The organism is Marinobacter sp. (assembly GCF_048269445.1).
In the GTDB taxonomy this organism is placed as follows: Bacteria; Pseudomonadota; Gammaproteobacteria; order Pseudomonadales; family Oleiphilaceae; genus Marinobacter.
Genome location: NZ_JBLXIQ010000001.1, coordinates 315,369 through 332,026, shown reverse-complemented (window position 1 = coordinate 332,026; position 16,658 = coordinate 315,369). Strand labels below are relative to the sequence as shown.

Below are 16,658 nucleotides of genomic sequence, written 5' to 3'. Positions count from 1 at the left end.
CGGGCCCCTGTTATGAGCCAGAACGAGTCTCTGGACGTTTCTATGGATCCTTCTGCGGATGCCGGCACGGGTACAGTGATTGCCATTCGTGGCGGGGTGGTGAGTGCCCGGTTCCCGGAGCCGGTACCGCGAATCCGCGAGCTGTGTTACGCCGGCAAGATTGCCCTTGAGGTGGCCGCCCTGGAGGACAATGGCGTGGTCCGTTGCATGACATTGGCTCCGGTGAAGGGGCTGGGTCTGGGAATGCCGGTTCGGGCGACCGGTTCGTCGATCACCGTGCCGGTGGGTGATGCCATACTGGGCCGCATGCTGAATGTGTTTGGCGCGCCGGTGGATAACAAGCCGGTACCGGCCACCAGTGAACGTCGTGCTATTCATCAGCTCCCGCCCTTGCTGGAAGACCGTGTGGTCCAAAGCCAGATACTGGAAACCGGTATCAAGGCCATTGATCTGCTGTCGCCCATAGAGCGGGGCGGAAAGACCGGACTGTTCGGCGGGGCCGGTGTCGGAAAAACGGTTCTGATTACCGAGCTGATCAATAACACGGTGCAGCATCACAAGGGGGTCAGCCTGTTTTGCGGCATTGGCGAACGGTCTCGGGAGGCGGAAGAGCTCTACCGGGAAATGGGCGAGGCCGGCGTGCTTGATAAAACGGTCATGTTGTTTGGACAGATGAACGAGGTTCCGGGTGTCCGGTTCCTGATCGGCAAGACCGCGCTGACCATGGCGGAATATTTCCGCGATGAACAGCACCGCGATGTGCTGTTGCTGATCGACAACATTTTCCGCTTTGTCCAGGCGGGCTCCGAAGTATCCGGGCTGCTCGGGCGGATGCCTTCGCGGGTTGGCTATCAGCCGACACTGGCCACGGAGCTGGCGGAACTGGAGGAGCGAATCACCTCCACCCGCAGCGCCGCGATCACGTCGGTTCAGGCCGTTTACGTGCCTGCAGACGATTTCACCGACCCGGCTGCCGCCCATATTTTCTCCCATTTGTCCGGTTCCGTGGTGCTGTCACGGAAGCGCGCCAGCGAAGGTTTGTACCCGGCAATAGATCCGTTGGCATCCTCGTCGGTCATGCTCACGCCGTCGGTTGTTGGACAGCGACATTACGACATCGCCCGGGCGGTGCGCCGCACCCTCGCCGAATACGAAGAGCTGAGGGACATCATCGCCATGCTGGGCATTGAGGAGTTGTCGGCGGCGGATCGGTCCACCGTTGCCCGTGCCCGCCGACTGGAACGATTTCTGACCCAGCCGTTTTTCACCACCGCGGCCTTTACCGGCACCGAAGGCAAGCGCGTGACCATTGCAGAGACCCTCAGTGGCTGTGAAACCATCCTGGAGCAGACTGAATTCGAGCAGAATGAAAGTGAGTACTACATGATTGGCGCACTGCCTGAGGTGGTGACATGACCATGGCTGCGGAGATGGAAGTCTGCCTCCGGCTGCCGACCCGGGTGCTGTATCAGGGCAAGGCCCGCAAGCTGTTCGCCGTCGCGGAAAACGGAGCGTTCGGGATGCTGCCCAATCACATTGATTTTGTTACCTCGCTGGTTCCGTCGGTGCTGATTCTGACCCTGGAACATGGCAGTGAGCAGATCTTCGGCATCGACGAGGGCATTCTGGTGAAAAAAGGCCACCAGGTCGATATCGCGATCCGGCGTGGTGTCCTGGGGGAGGATCTTGACTCGTTGCAGGACTGCGTCCGGAGGAACTTTATCGAGGTGGATGAAGATGAACGCGTTGCCCGATCCGCGCTGTCCAGGCTGGAGGCCGGCATGGTTCGCCGGTTTGCCGACCTGCAACGGCCCAAGCCATGAGCCAGCAGCGTCGATCACCGGAGGACGATATCGGTCGTCGGGCGCAGCGTCTGAAGAAGGCCCGGGAAAATGCTGGTATGAGTCCACTGCGTGGACTGGGCGCCTTCGGCATGATCGGTTGGTCCATTGCGGTTCCGACCGTCGGTGGTGCTTTTCTTGGATTATGGCTGGACCGCACCATGCCCCAGGATTTTCCCTGGGTCATTGCCCTGATTCTGGGTGGTGTGACCCTGGGAGGTTTCATTGCCTGGGCCTGGATCGGCAGGGAAAGCAGGGAAGAGGAGGATCATGATGATCGTTGACTGGCCGGACGCGCTGATGGGCTTTGGTGTCGGTGTGACCGTGAGTATTCTGTATTTTGCAGGTCTGGCAGTGACTGTGCGTTTCGCGCTGGGCTCTTCCCGGCCAACAGCGGTCCTTCTGCCCAGTGCCGTGGTGCGCATCGTATTGCTTCTGGCGGCGGGGTGGCTGGTGACTGACGGGGCCACTCTGGCCTGGGCCTTTGCAGGCTACGGGGTGGCGTTTTTTCTGGTGCGCTCCCTGGCGACTGTACTTGCCCGCATTCCTCGGCCTCGCCCGGAGGATGTCTGATGGAATTGACCCCTGATGAAACAACGCTGTTCGCGGTCTGGGGCGTTAGCATCAATGAGACTGTCGGCTATACCTGGGTTGTCATGATTTTACTGACGGTCGCTTCCATGGTGATTACCCACAACCTGCGGCCGGATGTGCCGCCGAATCGCTGGCGTACGACGCTCGAAGTTATTGTGACGGCCATCCAGAGCCAGATCGAGGAAATCTCACCCCGTGCCTCGCGCCATGTGCTGTATTTTTCCGGAACACTGTTCCTGTTTATTGCATTTTCAAACCTGCTGCTGGTTGTACCGGGCTTTACGCCTCCCACGGCCTCGCTCTCCACGACCGCGGCCCTGGCACTGTCGGTACTGATTGCAGTGCCACTGTTCGGGATTACCCGGCAGGGCATCGGCGGTTATCTGAAAACCTACGTTCAGCCCTCTGTCGTTATGTTGCCGTTCAATATCATCAGCGAATTCTCGCGCGGTATATCCCTGGCCATACGTCTGTATGGCAACGTCATGAGCGGTGCGGTTATCGCCGGTATCCTGCTGAGTGTTGCGCCGTTCTTTTTCCCCGTGGTGATGGACGTACTCGGCTTGCTGACAGGTCTGATCCAGGCCTACATATTCGCCATCCTGGCGACGGTTTATATCTCATCGGCGACAGCCACCGCTGGCAAGCCCTTGAGCAAGGAGAAAGACAAATGACTGACTTTGCGATTATTGCTGCGGTCTCCATTCTGACCGCTGGCCTGTCTGTGGCCTTTGGTGCAATCGGCCCGGCGCTCGGGGAGGGCCGGGCCGCGGCGGCCGCCCTTGCCGCCATTGCCCAGCAGCCGGATTCGGCATCGACACTGTCACGGACCCTGTTTGTCAGCCTGGCGATGATCGAGTCCACTGCAATCTACTGTTTTGTTGTATCGATGATCGTCCTGTTTGCCAATCCATTCTGGGATCAGGCTCTGCAGGCCGCCCAGTCTGCGGCAGGTTAAACCATGTCTATTGACTGGGTCACGGTCGTTGCCCAGATCGGCAATTTTCTGGTGCTGGTCTGGCTGCTCAAACGATTTTTGTACAAGCCCATCCTGAACGGAATTGATGCCCGTGAGGCTGAAATCGCAACACGGATGGGTGAGGCGGAGATTGCCCGGAAAAAGGCTGCCGCCGCCGAAGTGGAGTTTCTGGAACAGAAGCAGCGATTACTGGCTGATAATTCCGCCCATGCGGAGCGGATTCGCGAGCAGGCGGAGGAAGAGAAGGATGCCCTGCTGGCCGCCACCCGCGAGAAGCTGGAGCGTGAAAAACAGGACTGGCAGGCGCATCTTGAGGCCGAACGGAAAGCGTTCATCAGACAATTGCATCTGGCCAGCGCCGACACCCTCTATCAGCTGGTTCGCCGGGCGCTTCGTGATCTGGCGGATGAGGATCTGGAGGAGCACATTGCCCTGAATGTGATCAGCAAGCTGAAACCTTTGGCGGAGGAACTTACCTCTGCGGCTGGCCGTGCGGAACAGGCCATTGCTACGACCCATTCGCCCCTGCCCGAGAACACCCAGGAAAAGATGAGAGCGGCGCTGGAACGTCTGGCCCCCGGACTTTCCTTGAGCTTTAGCACGGATGCTCGTCAGGCTCCGGGCCTGATTCTTCGTATTGGCAGTGTCCAGGTGGCCTGGACAATTGATAGTTACACCGATGAGTTGGTCGGTTTGTTGACAGAACGGCTGGCCGCCGGTGGATCCGGCAGGGTAAACAATCATGGCTGAAGAACCCGGGCTGACTCCGGCGAAGACGTTTATTGGTGCCCTTCTGGACAGCCCGACCCCTTCACTGGCACTGACCGAAGTGGGCACGGTGACGGAGGTGGGTGATGGTATTGCCGTGGTGTCTGGCCTGGCCCGGGCTCTGGCGGACGAGTTGCTGGTTTTTGCCTCGGGGGTCCGGGGTGTGGTGCTTGATCTGGAGCCAGACCGGCTCGGCGTTATCCTGCTTGGGCCCTCGCAGTCGGTCAGTTTTGGCGAGGATGTCTGGCGGACTCACAAGGTGTTCAGCGTGCCGGTCGGGCCAGGCCTGATTGGTCGGGTGGTCGATGCCACCGGAGAGCCCCGGGACGGAAAAGGCGGGGTGGCGGTCACCGCGGAAAGGCCGGTGGAGGCCAGTGCGCCGGGTATACTGAGCCGTGCCCCGGTCACCCGCCCCCTGTCCACGGGTATCAAGGCCATTGATGGCGCGGTACCGGTCGGGCTGGGCCAGCGGGAACTGATTATCGGTGACCGGCAAACCGGCAAAACGTCCATTGCGGTCGATACCATTCTCAACCAGGTCCGCTCGGATGTCCTGAGTATCTATTGCGCCATCGGCCAGCGCGGAGACGCGGTGGCCCGGGTCATTGAAACCCTGCGGCAAAGCGGCCAGATAGAGAACACCATTGTGGTTGCGGCCGGCGATGAGGACACTCCTGGTCTGGCCTACATCGCACCCTATGCGGCGATGACGATGGCTGAATACTTTTCAGACCAGGGCCGGGATGTACTGGTGGTTCTCGACGACCTCACGCACCATGCCCGCTCCTATCGCGAGCTGTCCCTGCTGTTGCGTCGTCCACCAGGGCGGGAAGCCTTCCCGGGGGACATCTTCTATGTACACGCCAGACTGCTCGAACGGGCCGGCCAGTTCACGCCGGAAGCCGGGGGTGGATCCATCACCGCGTTACCCGTGGTAGAGACCCAGGCAGAAAACCTGTCCGCCTACATTCCGACCAATCTCATTTCGATTACCGACGGCCAGATCTACCTGTCGCCGCGGCTGGTGCGTAAAAACCAGTTTCCGGCGGTGGATATCGGGTTATCGGTATCGCGGGTCGGGGGCAAGGCCCAGCATCGGGCATTCCGGGATGTGGCGGGCAATCTGCGCGTCACACTGTCCCAGTTTGAGGAACTGGAGGATTTTGCCCGTTTTGGCACCCGCCTGGATGAAAACACCCGGGCCCGCCTGAGCCGCGGGGTTGCCGTGCGTGCCGCGTTGCGCCAGCCCGAGCGCGACCCGGTTCCGGCCGCCGAGCAGCTTCTGGTACTGATGGCCGCGATGGAGGGGCTGCTCGACGGACTGTCCGAAACCGAGGTGGTCGAGGCCATGGCCAGGATGCGCAAAGGCGTTGGTGATTCGCTTGATGACATTGCCGAGAGCATCGGGCAAAACCGTCCTCTGGACGACGATGAAAAGGCAACGCTCCTGCGGGTGGCTCGAACGGTTCTGAAATTGCCCGAAGGCGATGGCCATGACCCAGACACTTGAAACCCTGTCCCGCCGCACGGCGACGCTGACCAGTATTCGCGGAATTGTTCACACCATGAAAACCATGTCCGCGATCAACGCGGTGCCTTACGAACATGCTGCGGGATCGGTCGAGTCCTATCACCAGACCGTGCTGAGTGGTCTCCGGGCATTTGTAGCCAAAACCGGCCCTATTGCGATGCCCGTCGCCGCAAGCGCTGAGCGGATTCTGGTGGTGTTTGGCTCTGATCACGGCCTGTGTGGCAATTACAACGAAGTGCTTGCCGTGACGGCACGGACCGAGGCGTTCAGGGTGGACGGCGGTACCCGGGTGTTGTGCGTCGGCGCCCGCATGAATGACGCCCTCAGTGATCAGGGGCTCAGCCCGGAAGTCACCCTCCTGCCTCCGGCGTCGGCCGATGGCATCGGACGTCTGGCGAGTGACCTTGTGACCCGGCTGGACGAGATCGGGGGCGGCGATGTGCATAACCGGATTGCCGTGACCCTGGTGTTCACCCGGCGGGCAGGGAAGGGGCAGCGGGAACCGGTAGTAAGCCCGTTGTTGCCATTGGCACCCTCGCTGCTTTCGGATCCCGGCAGGGTTGGCTGGCAGTCCCGATCCCTCCCCGACTATACGATGCGGGCAATGCCGCTGCTTGCGGCCTTGCTGCGTAATCATATCTTTGCCAGCGTTTTCCAGGCATCAGCGGAAGCGATGGTCACCGAAAACGCGGCCAGGCTTGCCTTGATGCAGCAGGCGGAACAGGCGGTCGATGATCGGCTTGAGGAGGTTGGAGGGCAGTTCAGGCTGGTACGACAGGATGAGATTACCAGCGAGCTTATGGACATCATTATCGGGTTTGAGGCATTGAAAAAGAAATCATCGGTGTCGTGAACCACGCCCGCATGTTTTCAGGAGAGGATTGCTGATAATCTTAGCTTATTACCTAATAACCAACGCGTTATCCCGGAGGTGCATAATGGGGCGGATTGCTGCTGCAGGTTTTACTATTGCTCTGGGGCTCTTGGCTTCGGTGGCGCAGGGACAGAGCAATGCCGACGCCGGAGCAGTGACGACGGCGGTCGCAGTGCGCAGCAGCCTTCAGGAAACTGTCCATCTCGATGGTGTTATCGAAGCTGTTCAGAAGAGCACTGTCTCGGCCCAGACCAGTGGTACAGTTCAGAATCTGCCTTTCGATGTTGACGATTCGGTTGCCGCCGGTGACCTGATTGTCCAGCTGGAGGACAGTGAGCAGCGCTCCCGGTTGCGCCAGGCCCAGGCCGGGCTGGAAGAGGCTGAAGCGGCGCTTTCGGATGCGAGGCAACGCTTTGAACGAATCGAGGCGGTTCATGAGCGGGGGTTGGTATCGCGCCAGGAGTTTGATCAGGCCCGCAACAATCTTGCCGCCGCCAGAGCCAGGGTGGAGCGTGCCAGTGCGACGGTTTCCGAGGCACAGGAACAGCTGTCCTATACCCGGGTAGTGGCGCCCTATGGCGGCATCCTCACTGAGCGTCATGTGGCGGTGGGGGAGTCGGTAAATCCCGGCCAGCCCCTGCTCAGCGGACTCTCCCTGGAGCAGCTTCGGGTCGTGGTGGACCTGCCACAGAAATACGCCGAACTGGCGCGCAACGAGCGCCAGGCGCGGGTCACTCTGGCAGATGGGCGGGTGCTGGAAACCGGCGAGATGACGTTCTACCCCTACGCCGACCCCGCCACTCACACTTTCCGGTTGCGGATGCGGCTCAACGAGCCCAACGGCTCCCTGTTTCCCGGCATGCTGGTGAAAGTCGGCGTACCGGTTGCCAGCCGCGAGGCCCTCTGGGTGCCGGCCAGCAGTCTGATCCACCGCAGCGAACTGAGGGCTGTGTTTGTGCTTGATGATCAGGATCGGCCGCGGCTGCGCCAGGTACGCACCGGGGTCAGGGACAACGGCCGGCTTGAGATCCTCGCGGGCCTGAGCGAGGGCGAACGGGTGGTTACCAACCCTTCGGAGTTGGTTGGCAGTGATCGACTGAACCTGGATAGCGAGTTGGGCTCGGAGGCGAAACCGTGAGCCGGGAACTGCCGCCTGTGGGTCCATCCGGCGCCATTGCCCGGGTTTTCCAGAACAATCATCTCACGCCATTGCTGGCCGTTCTGGCTATTATCCTTGGTGTTCTGGCTGTGGTGGTCACCCCGAAAGAGGAAGAGCCCCAGATTGACGTCACTATGGCGGATATCATGGTGGCGTTTCCCGGAGCCAGCACCCGCGAGGTGGAAAGCGCGATCGCTACACCTGCCGAGCAGGTGATGAGCGAGATTCAGGGTGTGAAGCATGTTTACTCGGTGTCGCGGCAGGGCCAGGCGGTAATCACCGTCCAGTTTGAAGTGGGTGTGCCCCGCCAGGAAGCGCTGGTGCGGTTGTACAACCAGGTTTATTCAAACCAGGACTGGTTGCCAACAAACCTGGGCGCGACTCAGCCGGTGATCAAACCAAAGGGCATTGACGATGTTCCGGTAATGACCCTGACCCTCTACGACCCAGTCAATGGACACACGGGCGAGGAACTAACCCGCCTGGCTCATATGCTGGAAGTCGCCCTCAAGCGGGTTCCGGGTACCCGGGATGTCTATACCATCGGTGGTATTCCTGACCGGGTCGATATCCGTTTTGATCCGGCGTTGCTGGCCGGCTTCAATCTGACTATCGACGATTTGCGTAACGCGCTGGCCGCTGCCAACACCAGCAGTCAGGAGGCCAGGGTTACGCGGGATAACCTGTCCATTCCGGTCCAGGCCGGAACTCTGCTGAAATCGGTAGAGGACGTTCGCCGTCTGGTAGTGGGCATGCAAGCTGGCTCAGCGGTTTACCTTGAGGATGTGGCCGACATCAGCCGGGGCGGCACAGTGGCTGACCAGAGCGTGATGACCGGTTTCGGGCCGGCCCATGAGGCCGGGAAAGCGGGGCAGCCTGGCGAAGTATACCCCGCGGTCACCCTTGCTATTGCCAAAAAACCCGGTGAAAACGCTGTCAATATCACCACGGCCATTGAAGATCGACTCGAGCGATTGCGTAATCGCGCATTACCTGAGGGTGTGACAGTACTGGTCACCCGGGACTACGGTGCTACAGCCTCCCAGAAAGCCCGCAAGCTGATCACCGATCTGATCTCCGCCACCCTGTGCGTGGTGCTGCTGGTACTGGCAGCCATGGGCTGGCGCCAGGCCCTGATTGTCGGTCTTGCCGTTCTGATCACCCTGTTGCTGACCCTGGTGTTTTCCTGGGCTTGGGGTTTTACCCTCAACCGGGTATCCCTGTTCGCGTTGATCTTCTCCATCGGCATATTGGTGGATGACGGCATCGTGATCACCGAGAACATCAACCGCCGGATCCAGAACTCCCGGTGGCCGGTGAAGGACATCATTCCGGTGGCGGTAGACGAGGTCGGAACGCCCACCATTATGGCGAGCCTGACCATCATGGCGGCGCTGATTCCGATGGCGTTCGTCAGCGGTCTGATGGGGCCCTACATGAGCCCGATTCCGATCAATGCCTCGGCGGGAATGGTGCTGTCCCAGATCGTGGCCTTTGTAGTCGCGCCCTGGCTGGCCTTCCGGTTACTGAAACACAAGAAGGGTGAATTGGCCGCTGAAGCCGATGAGGCTTCCAGTTCTGCTGACGGCGTCAGCCCGCTGTCCTTGCGCATTTTCCGCACAGTGCTGGGGCCGTTCCTCGGTGATCATCCCTGGCGCCGTCGTTTGCTTGGGCTTGGGGTGGTTTGTCTGACCATTGCAGCCACATCGCTGCCAGTGTTTCAGGCCGTGATTCTGAAAATGCTGCCATTCGACAACAAATCCGAGCTGCAGGTGGTCGTGGACATGCCGGAGCGCACGCCAATGGAGCAGACCCAGCGGGTACTGATGGAAATGGGCAGCTACCTGGAAACCGTCGACGAAGTGGCCAACTGGCAGAGCTATGCCGGCACGGCATCCCCCATCAACTTTAACGGCCTGGTGCGCCAGTACTACCTGCGCAGCGACCCTTACCAGGGCGATATCCAGGTCAACCTCAGTCATGAGGAAAACCGGGATCGCCAGTCCCACAACATCGCCCAGTCCTTGAGAGGACCTCTGACCGAGATCGGTGACAGGTACGATGCCAGCGTGAAAATCGTAGAGGTACCACCGGGTCCGCCGGTGCTGTCCCCGGTGGTGGCCGAAATCTACGCCGTAAATGAATCCCGCCGGGCAGAGCTGGCCCGTAAGGTGGCGGAAGGCATGACGCAGGTGGGCGGCCTGGTGGATATTGATACCACCCTCGAAGCGCCCACCAGGCAGTGGGAAGTCGTGGTGGACCGGGACCGTGCAGCACGGCTGGGAGTCTCCCAGGCCCAGGTAGTTGGTGCCTTGCAGACGGCCCTTGGCGGAACCAGCGTCAGCTTCCTGCATGATGATCATGCCAAGTATCCGGTGCCGATCCGGGTGATTCTGGGCGAAGGGGACAAGGCTCAGCCATCGGTGCTGCTGTCCCTTAATGTTCGAAGCCGCACCGGTAACCTGGTCCCGCTGGCAAGCATTGCCGAGGTTCGGGAAGCGGACTGGATGGGCGCGATCTACCACAAAGATCTGCTGCCGGTGACCTACGTAACAGCGGACATGGCCGGTGAGACCGATTCACCGTTGTACGGTATGTTTGCCATGGTGGACCTTCTGAACCAGCAGGAGGGTGCACCGGAGCAATACTTTATCGGTCAGCCACCGTTGCCGGAGAAAGGCACCCTGAAATGGGATGGCGAGTGGCAGATTACCTATGAAACTTTCCGGGACATGGGCGCCGCCTATAGTGTGGGCATCTTCATGATTTTCGTACTGCTGGTGGCACAGTTCCGGTCCTATATCCTGCCGCTGGTCATCATGGCGCCCATCCCACTGACGCTGATCGGAATCATGCCCGGTCATGCCTTGTTGGGGCGCGAATTCACCGCAACCAGCATGATCGGCATGATCGCGCTGGCCGGGATCATCGTTCGTAATTCCATCCTGCTGGTGGTGTTTATTCAGCAATTGATAGAAGAAGGTGTGGAACTGGATCAGGCCGTGGTCCTGGCCGGGGCGGTGCGCATCAAACCCATTGCCCTGACGGCGATTTCGGCCATGGTTGGCGCTTACTTTATTCTGAACGATCCGATATTCAATGGCCTGGCGATATCGTTGGTTTTCGGCCTGGCCATGTCTACCTTGCTGACCGTTCTGGTGGTGCCCCTGCTTTACTACACGCTGGCCCGCTGCAAATGGGTTTAACGGGTAGGCCAGTAGCGCTGCATTTCGACGAACAGGAAGGATGCGCTCCAGGTGATCAGCACCAGACCGGTCAGGCCCTCGATACCGGTCAGGAATCGGAGTACCCCGAGGGCTTCTATGTCGCCGTAGCCAAGAGTCGTGAAGGTTGTGAAGGAAAAGTAGACACAATCCAGGAAGCTGCCACTGAAATTGCCGGTCAGTTCACCCCAGGCCTCGGCATGGTGCATCAGGTAGTAGGCGCCAGCAAAAATCCAGACTTGCAGGGTGTGGGCGGCAAGGATGCCGAAAACGGCGGCAATCAGACGGAAATGATGGCTCTGGCGCATCTTTGCCAGCAGGCCGCTCAGGCGAATAAGCACCTCATGGTGTATCAGCACAACCACCGCAACAATGAGTGCATTAATGAGAGTCGCATTCAAGAGGCCGACATGCTCTTCTACCGTCAAGTTCGCCTTTCTCCGCTGGTACCGTGGGGCAGATTCCTGCGTAAAAATGACGCACAGGGAAGAAATGCCCGATCCGAAAATGAACCGTGATTGTATAGTAGTCTGAACCTAACAGCCCTACGGGCCTTATTTACCATAGCTGGCCAGCAAGTAATGTCCAAACGACTCCTCCCCGTATTGATTATTGCCGTCGGTATCGCCGGCTTCCTGTTACTCAAGATGACCCGTCCGGAGCCTGCGGAAGTGAGCGCTACTGAACGAAGCTGGCGGGTTCAGGTTCAGGTGGTTGAGCCCGGTTTTCACACCCCTGTTTTACCTTTGTATGGCGAGGTTCTGGCTCCGGAGCAGCTGACTGTTACAGCCACGCTGGCTGGGCGGATTGCTGAGCGACCGGTCACCGAAGGGCAAAGGGTGAACGAGGGTGACCTGCTGGTGGCCCTGGATGATGCCGATATCCGGCCGGAGCTTGCCCAGGCCGAAGCGCAGGTGGCGGATTTGCAGGCCCAGCTCCGCTCGGAACAGGTGCGCTATCGGAATGATCAGTTGGCGTTGACCAGTGAACAGGCGATTCTCGATAATGCCCGCCGACAGCTTGAGCGCACACGGTCGCTGTTAAGCCGTAACCTGGCTTCCCGTGAGGCACTGGAAGCGGCTACTGATGCCTCTGCCCGTGCGGACCTGACCGTGAACACCCGGCAGCGGGCCATTGAAGAGCATCCGGCCCGTCTGCAGAGCCTGGAGGCAAAGCTGGCCCAGGCTGAAGCCAACCTCGACAGCACCCGGCGGGATGCCGCCAGGGCCCGAATGACTGCCCCCTTTGACGGCATTGTGACCAGCATTCAGGTGGCCCGGGGAGACCAGGTCAGCCGGAACGAGCCTCTGCTCTCGCTGTATCCTGTCGAGGGCCTCGAGCTCAGGGCGCGGGTGCCGGAGATGTTTCGTGCCGAATTGCTGGATGCCCTGGAGCGGGGAGAACCCCTGATGGCCTCCAGCGTGAGTGACAAACACTGGTTCCGGCTGGCCCGCTTCGCCGGCACCAGTGACCCATCTGGTACTGAGGCTATTCTGGAACTTGAGGGCGAACCGAAAGGTCTCCGCCCCGGGGCCCTGATGCCGGTGACCCTGGAACGGGCTGCGAGAGCCAACAGCGTCGCGATCCCTTTCAGTGCACTCTACGGTGCCGACAGTATTTATCTGCTGTCATCTGACGGCCGAATGGAAAGAGCGAAGATAGAGCGTATTGGCGAAGCCCGAGGCAATAATGACGAGCGCTGGCTGCTGGTGTCCGGCGAGGCGCTTGTTTCCGGTGCCCGCCTGATTACCACTCATCTGCCAAACGCAGTCACCGGTCTGAAAGTTGATGCCGTTGGCTCCGGAGCATCGGAGCAATGAGACGCAGAAAGGGCGTTATCGGGTTTTTCGTTCACCACCGGGTTGCCGCCAACCTGGTGATGCTGGTGATGCTGCTCGGCGGTGTACTGGCCCTGACCCGGATGAATATCCAGTTTTTCCCCACGTTCGCCCTGGATATAGTCAGCGTTCGTGTGGTCTGGAGTGGTGCTTCTGCCGAGGATGTTGAACAGGGCATTACCAACCCCCTGGAGCAGCGCCTGCGCAGTGTGGATGGTCTGAAAAAGATGACCTCCACGTCGGCCCAGAGTGTTTCCTCTATCACCTTGGAGTTCGAGGAGGGCACCGATCCGATTCTGGCCCTGGATGATGTTCGCCAACAGGTCGACGAATTCACCAACCTCCCCGCCGATGCGGAAGAGCCCCAGGTGACCCGGATAGAACGGTACGAGCCCGTAGCCCGGTTGCTGGTTGTCGGTGACGTGGACCGGAGCGAATTACGGCAGTTGGCTTATCGCTTTGAGGACGAGTTGCTGCAGCGAGGCATTGACCGGGTGTCTATCCGCGGGCTGCCGGAGCAGCAGATCAGTATTGATGTGCCGGTTGAACGGCTTGAGACCCTGGGGCTGTCACTGGACCAGGTTGCCGAGCGGGTTGCCGCCATTTCACGGGATCTGCCAGCCGGTATGATGGCTCAGCAGGATGCGACCCGGGAACTGCGTGCGGTGGAACAGCGCCGGAGCCCCCAGGAGTTCGAGAACATACCGGTACTCAGCGGCGAGCGTATTCAGCTGAACCTCGGCGATATCGCCATAATCCGCCAGGAGGCCCGGGAGAGCCAGGTCACCCTGGAGAAAGACGGCAAGCCGGCGGTTGAGCTTCAGCTGCAGCGATCGGAAAACGGTAACTCACTGGCGGCGGCGAAGGTTCTGGAAACCTGGCTGGCGGACACCCGGCCGGTGCTGCCGCCAACGATCGACCTGGAAGTTTACGACGAAACCTGGCAGTTGCTGGATGATCGTATCTCCCTGCTGGTGAATAACGGCCTGGGCGGTCTGGTACTGGTGGTTTGTCTGCTCTACCTGTTCCTACCGGGCCGCGTTGCCATGTGGGTGGCCATTGGCATCCCGACGGCGTTCCTCGCCGCCATGGCAGTGCTCTGGCTAATCGGTGGCTCCATCAACATGATTTCCCTGTTTGCCCTGATCATGGCGCTGGGGGTGATCGTTGACGATGCCATTGTGGTCGGCGAGGACGCCGACGCCCACGCCCGTATGGGGGAAGAATCGATTTATGCCTCCGAGGGAGCCGCCAAACGGATGGTCTGGCCGGTGCTGGCATCTTCCCTGACTACGGTCGCGGCTTTCATGCCGCTGTTGGTGGTTGGCGGAGTGATCGGCAATATTCTCGGCGATATTCCACTGGTCATGATCTGTGTGCTGGTGGCCTCCTTGCTGGAATGTTTCATCGTTCTGCCGGCACACCTGCGGCACGCCTTTATTCCCCGCCGCAAGAAAAAAGCGGGGGAGGCAGTTTCCGAGCCGAAAAAGCCGGGCCCGGTGGAGCGGTTCCGGCGTGGCTTCGAGCAGCGTTTCGACCGGTTCCGGGAAGGCCGGTTTCGCCGGTTTTCCCGCTATAGCCTGGAGCATCGGGGTGCCACGGTTGCCGGCGCTATTGCTCTGGCCCTTGTGACCGTCGGACTGCTTGCCGGTGGCCGGCTCGGGTTCAACTTCTTTCCGACCCCGGAGCCCTCGGTATTTTACGCCAATGCCAGTTTTGTCGCTGGAACCAATCAGGAAACGGTGGACGACTTCCTCGGCCAGATGCAGCGAACACTCAATGAGACCGAAGACGCCTTGGGTGGGAATTTCATTCTCCACGCGGTCACCACTCAGGGGGCAACCCTGGGTGCTGAAGGCAGTTCCCGCAGCGGTGACGAACTCGGTTCGATGATGATTGAGCTGGAGCCCTCGGACCGGCGCTCGGTACGCAATCCTGAATTCATCAACGAGTGGCGCCGCCGGCTGGAGACACCGGCCGGGCTGGATAACCTGACCATTTCCGAACGCCAGGCTGGGCCGCCAGGCCGGGATGTTAACGTACGCCTGACCGGCGAAAACGCGGAGAACCTGAAACGGGCGGCGGATGAGCTTGGTCAGGCGCTCGCCACCCTGCCCGGGGTGCTGGATGTTGAGGACGACATGCCCTGGGGGCGTGAACAGCTGATCTATCAGGTCAGTCCTTATGGGGAGGCCCTGGGGCTGACCACTGCGGATCTTGGCCGGCAGCTCAGGGCTGCGTTCGATGGCCGGGTTGCCCAGATTTACCAGGATGGCCGGGACGAGGTGGAGGTACGCGTCCAGTTGCCCCGGGGTCAGCGGGAACGTCTGTCGACCCTGTCCCGGATGACGGTGCGGGTTCCGGATGGGCGCTTCGTCCCGCTCAGTCAGATGATGAATCTGGACCACCGCCAGGGATTCCAGGCGTTGCGGCACGCCGATGGCAAGCTGGCGGTTGAAGTGACCTCCGGCCTGAATACCCGGGTCAGCACCACGGATCAGATCCTGACGAGTCTGCAGGCCGAGGCACTACCGGACATCGCCAGCCGCTACAACGTGCGTTACAGCTTTGAGGGCCGGGCCGCGGACCAGCGAGAAACAATGTCTGATATGAAGACGGGGTTGGTGATCGGACTGGCACTGATGTACGTGGTGCTGGCGTGGGTGTTTGCTTCCTGGAGTCTGCCCTTGATCGTCATGGCCATTATCCCGTTTGCCCTGGTGGGTGCGCTGCTGGGGCACTGGCTGATGGGGTTGCAGCTGACCATACTTTCCCTGTTTGGCCTGTTCGGTCTGTCTGGCATTGTGGTGAACAACGCCATTATTCTCGTAGCTTTCTATAACCAGCAGCGGCAGAAGGGGCTGGGGATTACCGATGCACTCAACGAGGCCGCCGTGCAACGGGTAAGAGCGGTGCTGCTTACATCGCTGACAACCATTGGCGGCCTGCTGCCATTGCTGTTTGAAACGTCCCTTCAGGCGCAGTTCCTGATTCCCATGGCCACCTCCATTGCGTTCGGGCTGGGGCTGTCGACGCTGCTGGTACTGGTGGTTGTTCCTGCACTGCTGTCCTGGCTGGAACAGTTCCGTGAGTGGCGGGCCCGCCGGCAGGGTACTGTTGCCGAGCCCCTGGGGGCTTCCGAATAACCCGAGTGGAAAATCATGGTGGAACCTTTGCTCGTGGCCCGAGGCCTGAACAAACAGTTTCGCAGCGGCACACAGTCGGTGTCGGTGCTGAGCGATCTCTCCCTGCAACTGGGGAGGGGCGAGTCACTAGCGCTGACTGGCCGCTCGGGTTCGGGCAAAAGTACCTTGCTCAATATCCTGTGTGGCTTGGAGCAGCCCGACGCAGGCAGGATTCAGGTGCTGGATGAGGCTTTCGACAGCCGAAAACCTGAAGGGAGCAGCCAGCTGGAGGCCCGGTGGGCAAAGCTCCGACGGCAACAGATTGGCGTGGTATTCCAGGAAGCGAACCTGATGCCGGCCCTGTCGCTGCTGGACAATGTCCGTTTGCGGGCCCGGCTCGCGGGGCAAAGTGACGACGACTGCCAGCACTGGCTCGAACGCCTGGGTATCGGCGAACTTGTCGACCGCTACCCGGATCAGGTGTCCGGCGGCCAGCGTCAGAGAGCCGCCCTGGCCATGGTGTTTGCCATGAAACCGGCCTTGATTCTGGCCGACGAACCGACCGGCAGCCTGGATCGCCACACTGCCGAGGCCGTTACCGGACAACTCTTTGACCTTCAGACCCGCCATGGCTGTGGCCTGATTCTCGCCACCCACGACCCCGAACTGGCCACCCGGTGCAGTCACCACCTGGATCTCGGGCACCAGCCCGAAACCTGAGACTC

Annotated in this window: 15 protein-coding genes; 14 read left to right on the top strand and 1 reads right to left on the bottom strand. The window is 60.4% G+C overall.

The features are described 5' to 3' along the window. The first annotated feature begins 12 nt into the window (after positions 1-12). The 11 genes from atpD to ACN0XM_RS01540 all read left to right on the top strand — a co-directional run bounded on the left by atpD (position 13) and on the right by ACN0XM_RS01540 (position 10,952). A complete protein-coding gene (gene atpD / locus ACN0XM_RS01590) occupies positions 13-1,416 on the top strand; it encodes a F0F1 ATP synthase subunit beta (protein ID WP_417565159.1) in 1,404 nt (467 codons plus the stop codon). After that, complete coding sequence (locus ACN0XM_RS01585) at positions 1,413-1,823, top strand: ATPase (RefSeq protein WP_417565158.1); 411 nt, start codon at positions 1,413-1,415, stop codon at positions 1,821-1,823. Before atpD ends, ACN0XM_RS01585 begins: the two co-directional genes overlap by 4 nt. After that, positions 1,820-2,125 carry an AtpZ/AtpI family protein gene (locus ACN0XM_RS01580; RefSeq protein ID WP_099618006.1) on the top strand — a complete coding sequence of 102 codons (306 nt, stop codon included), beginning with the start codon at positions 1,820-1,822 and terminating at the stop codon, positions 2,123-2,125. Before ACN0XM_RS01585 ends, ACN0XM_RS01580 begins: the two co-directional genes overlap by 4 nt. Continuing rightward, positions 2,112-2,414, top strand: coding sequence for an ATP synthase subunit I (locus tag ACN0XM_RS01575; protein WP_417565157.1), 303 nt, complete (start codon positions 2,112-2,114; stop codon positions 2,412-2,414). Before ACN0XM_RS01580 ends, ACN0XM_RS01575 begins: the two co-directional genes overlap by 14 nt. Beyond that, positions 2,414-3,109, top strand: coding sequence for a F0F1 ATP synthase subunit A (locus tag ACN0XM_RS01570; protein WP_417565156.1), 696 nt, complete (start codon positions 2,414-2,416; stop codon positions 3,107-3,109). The genes ACN0XM_RS01575 and ACN0XM_RS01570 overlap by 1 nt, the downstream gene beginning before the upstream one ends. After that, complete coding sequence (locus ACN0XM_RS01565) at positions 3,106-3,393, top strand: F0F1 ATP synthase subunit C (protein WP_417565155.1); 288 nt, start codon at positions 3,106-3,108, stop codon at positions 3,391-3,393. Before ACN0XM_RS01570 ends, ACN0XM_RS01565 begins: the two co-directional genes overlap by 4 nt. Before the next feature lie 3 nt (positions 3,394-3,396). Beyond that, complete coding sequence (locus tag ACN0XM_RS01560) at positions 3,397-4,164, top strand: F0F1 ATP synthase subunit B (protein ID WP_417565154.1); 768 nt, start codon at positions 3,397-3,399, stop codon at positions 4,162-4,164. Beyond that, positions 4,157-5,692, top strand: a complete 1,536-nt coding sequence (locus ACN0XM_RS01555; protein WP_417565153.1) for a F0F1 ATP synthase subunit alpha — start codon at positions 4,157-4,159, stop codon at positions 5,690-5,692. Before ACN0XM_RS01560 ends, ACN0XM_RS01555 begins: the two co-directional genes overlap by 8 nt. Then, on the top strand, positions 5,676-6,566 hold the full coding sequence (locus ACN0XM_RS01550; protein ID WP_417565152.1) for a F0F1 ATP synthase subunit gamma: 891 nt from the start codon (positions 5,676-5,678) through the stop codon (positions 6,564-6,566). Before ACN0XM_RS01555 ends, ACN0XM_RS01550 begins: the two co-directional genes overlap by 17 nt. Before the next feature lie 85 nt (positions 6,567-6,651). Then, positions 6,652-7,725, top strand: coding sequence for an efflux RND transporter periplasmic adaptor subunit (locus ACN0XM_RS01545; RefSeq protein WP_417565151.1), 1,074 nt, complete (start codon positions 6,652-6,654; stop codon positions 7,723-7,725). Next, entirely contained in the window at positions 7,722-10,952 is a 3,231-nt protein-coding gene (locus ACN0XM_RS01540) for an efflux RND transporter permease subunit (protein WP_417565150.1), read from the top strand. The genes ACN0XM_RS01545 and ACN0XM_RS01540 overlap by 4 nt, the downstream gene beginning before the upstream one ends. Here ACN0XM_RS01540 and ACN0XM_RS01535 read toward each other — a convergent pair. Continuing rightward, positions 10,949-11,398: a potassium channel family protein gene (locus ACN0XM_RS01535; protein WP_417565149.1), complete on the bottom strand. Its 450-nt coding sequence runs from the start codon at positions 11,396-11,398 to the stop codon at positions 10,949-10,951. The two genes, ACN0XM_RS01540 and ACN0XM_RS01535, sit on opposite strands and share 4 nt — an antisense overlap. Positions 11,399-11,551: 153 nt before the next feature. On the opposite strand from ACN0XM_RS01535, the gene ACN0XM_RS01530 reads away from it, so the two are divergent. Genes ACN0XM_RS01530 through ACN0XM_RS01520 form a run of 3 tightly spaced genes read left to right on the top strand, consistent with a single transcriptional unit; the run spans position 11,552 to position 16,653 of the window. Then, on the top strand, positions 11,552-12,790 hold the full coding sequence (locus tag ACN0XM_RS01530; RefSeq protein ID WP_417565148.1) for an efflux RND transporter periplasmic adaptor subunit: 1,239 nt from the start codon (positions 11,552-11,554) through the stop codon (positions 12,788-12,790). Continuing rightward, on the top strand, positions 12,787-15,954 hold the full coding sequence (locus ACN0XM_RS01525) for an efflux RND transporter permease subunit (RefSeq protein WP_417565147.1): 3,168 nt from the start codon (positions 12,787-12,789) through the stop codon (positions 15,952-15,954). The genes ACN0XM_RS01530 and ACN0XM_RS01525 overlap by 4 nt, the downstream gene beginning before the upstream one ends. Positions 15,955-15,969: 15 nt before the next feature. Beyond that, entirely contained in the window at positions 15,970-16,653 is a 684-nt protein-coding gene (locus tag ACN0XM_RS01520) for an ABC transporter ATP-binding protein (RefSeq protein ID WP_417565146.1), read from the top strand. Positions 16,654-16,658 lie beyond the last annotated feature (5 nt).

What these genes read in the sequence shown, in the direction of transcription:
- ACN0XM_RS01560 (WP_417565154.1), top strand. Translation starts at nt 3,397, where the DNA reads ATGTCTATTGACTGGGTCACGGTCGTTGCCCAGATCGGCAATTTTCTG.
- atpD (WP_417565159.1), top strand. Translation starts at nt 13, where the DNA reads ATGAGCCAGAACGAGTCTCTGGACGTTTCTATGGATCCTTCTGCGGAT.
- ACN0XM_RS01580 (WP_099618006.1), top strand. Translation starts at nt 1,820, where the DNA reads ATGAGCCAGCAGCGTCGATCACCGGAGGACGATATCGGTCGTCGGGCG.
- ACN0XM_RS01570 (WP_417565156.1), top strand. Translation starts at nt 2,414, where the DNA reads ATGGAATTGACCCCTGATGAAACAACGCTGTTCGCGGTCTGGGGCGTT.
- ACN0XM_RS01545 (WP_417565151.1), top strand. Translation starts at nt 6,652, where the DNA reads ATGGGGCGGATTGCTGCTGCAGGTTTTACTATTGCTCTGGGGCTCTTG.
- ACN0XM_RS01555 (WP_417565153.1), top strand. Translation starts at nt 4,157, where the DNA reads ATGGCTGAAGAACCCGGGCTGACTCCGGCGAAGACGTTTATTGGTGCC.
- ACN0XM_RS01530 (WP_417565148.1), top strand. Translation starts at nt 11,552, where the DNA reads ATGTCCAAACGACTCCTCCCCGTATTGATTATTGCCGTCGGTATCGCC.
- ACN0XM_RS01520 (WP_417565146.1), top strand. Translation starts at nt 15,970, where the DNA reads ATGGTGGAACCTTTGCTCGTGGCCCGAGGCCTGAACAAACAGTTTCGC.
- ACN0XM_RS01565 (WP_417565155.1), top strand. Translation starts at nt 3,106, where the DNA reads ATGACTGACTTTGCGATTATTGCTGCGGTCTCCATTCTGACCGCTGGC.
- ACN0XM_RS01585 (WP_417565158.1), top strand. Translation starts at nt 1,413, where the DNA reads ATGACCATGGCTGCGGAGATGGAAGTCTGCCTCCGGCTGCCGACCCGG.
- ACN0XM_RS01575 (WP_417565157.1), top strand. Translation starts at nt 2,112, where the DNA reads ATGATGATCGTTGACTGGCCGGACGCGCTGATGGGCTTTGGTGTCGGT.
- ACN0XM_RS01550 (WP_417565152.1), top strand. Translation starts at nt 5,676, where the DNA reads ATGACCCAGACACTTGAAACCCTGTCCCGCCGCACGGCGACGCTGACC.
- ACN0XM_RS01525 (WP_417565147.1), top strand. Translation starts at nt 12,787, where the DNA reads ATGAGACGCAGAAAGGGCGTTATCGGGTTTTTCGTTCACCACCGGGTT.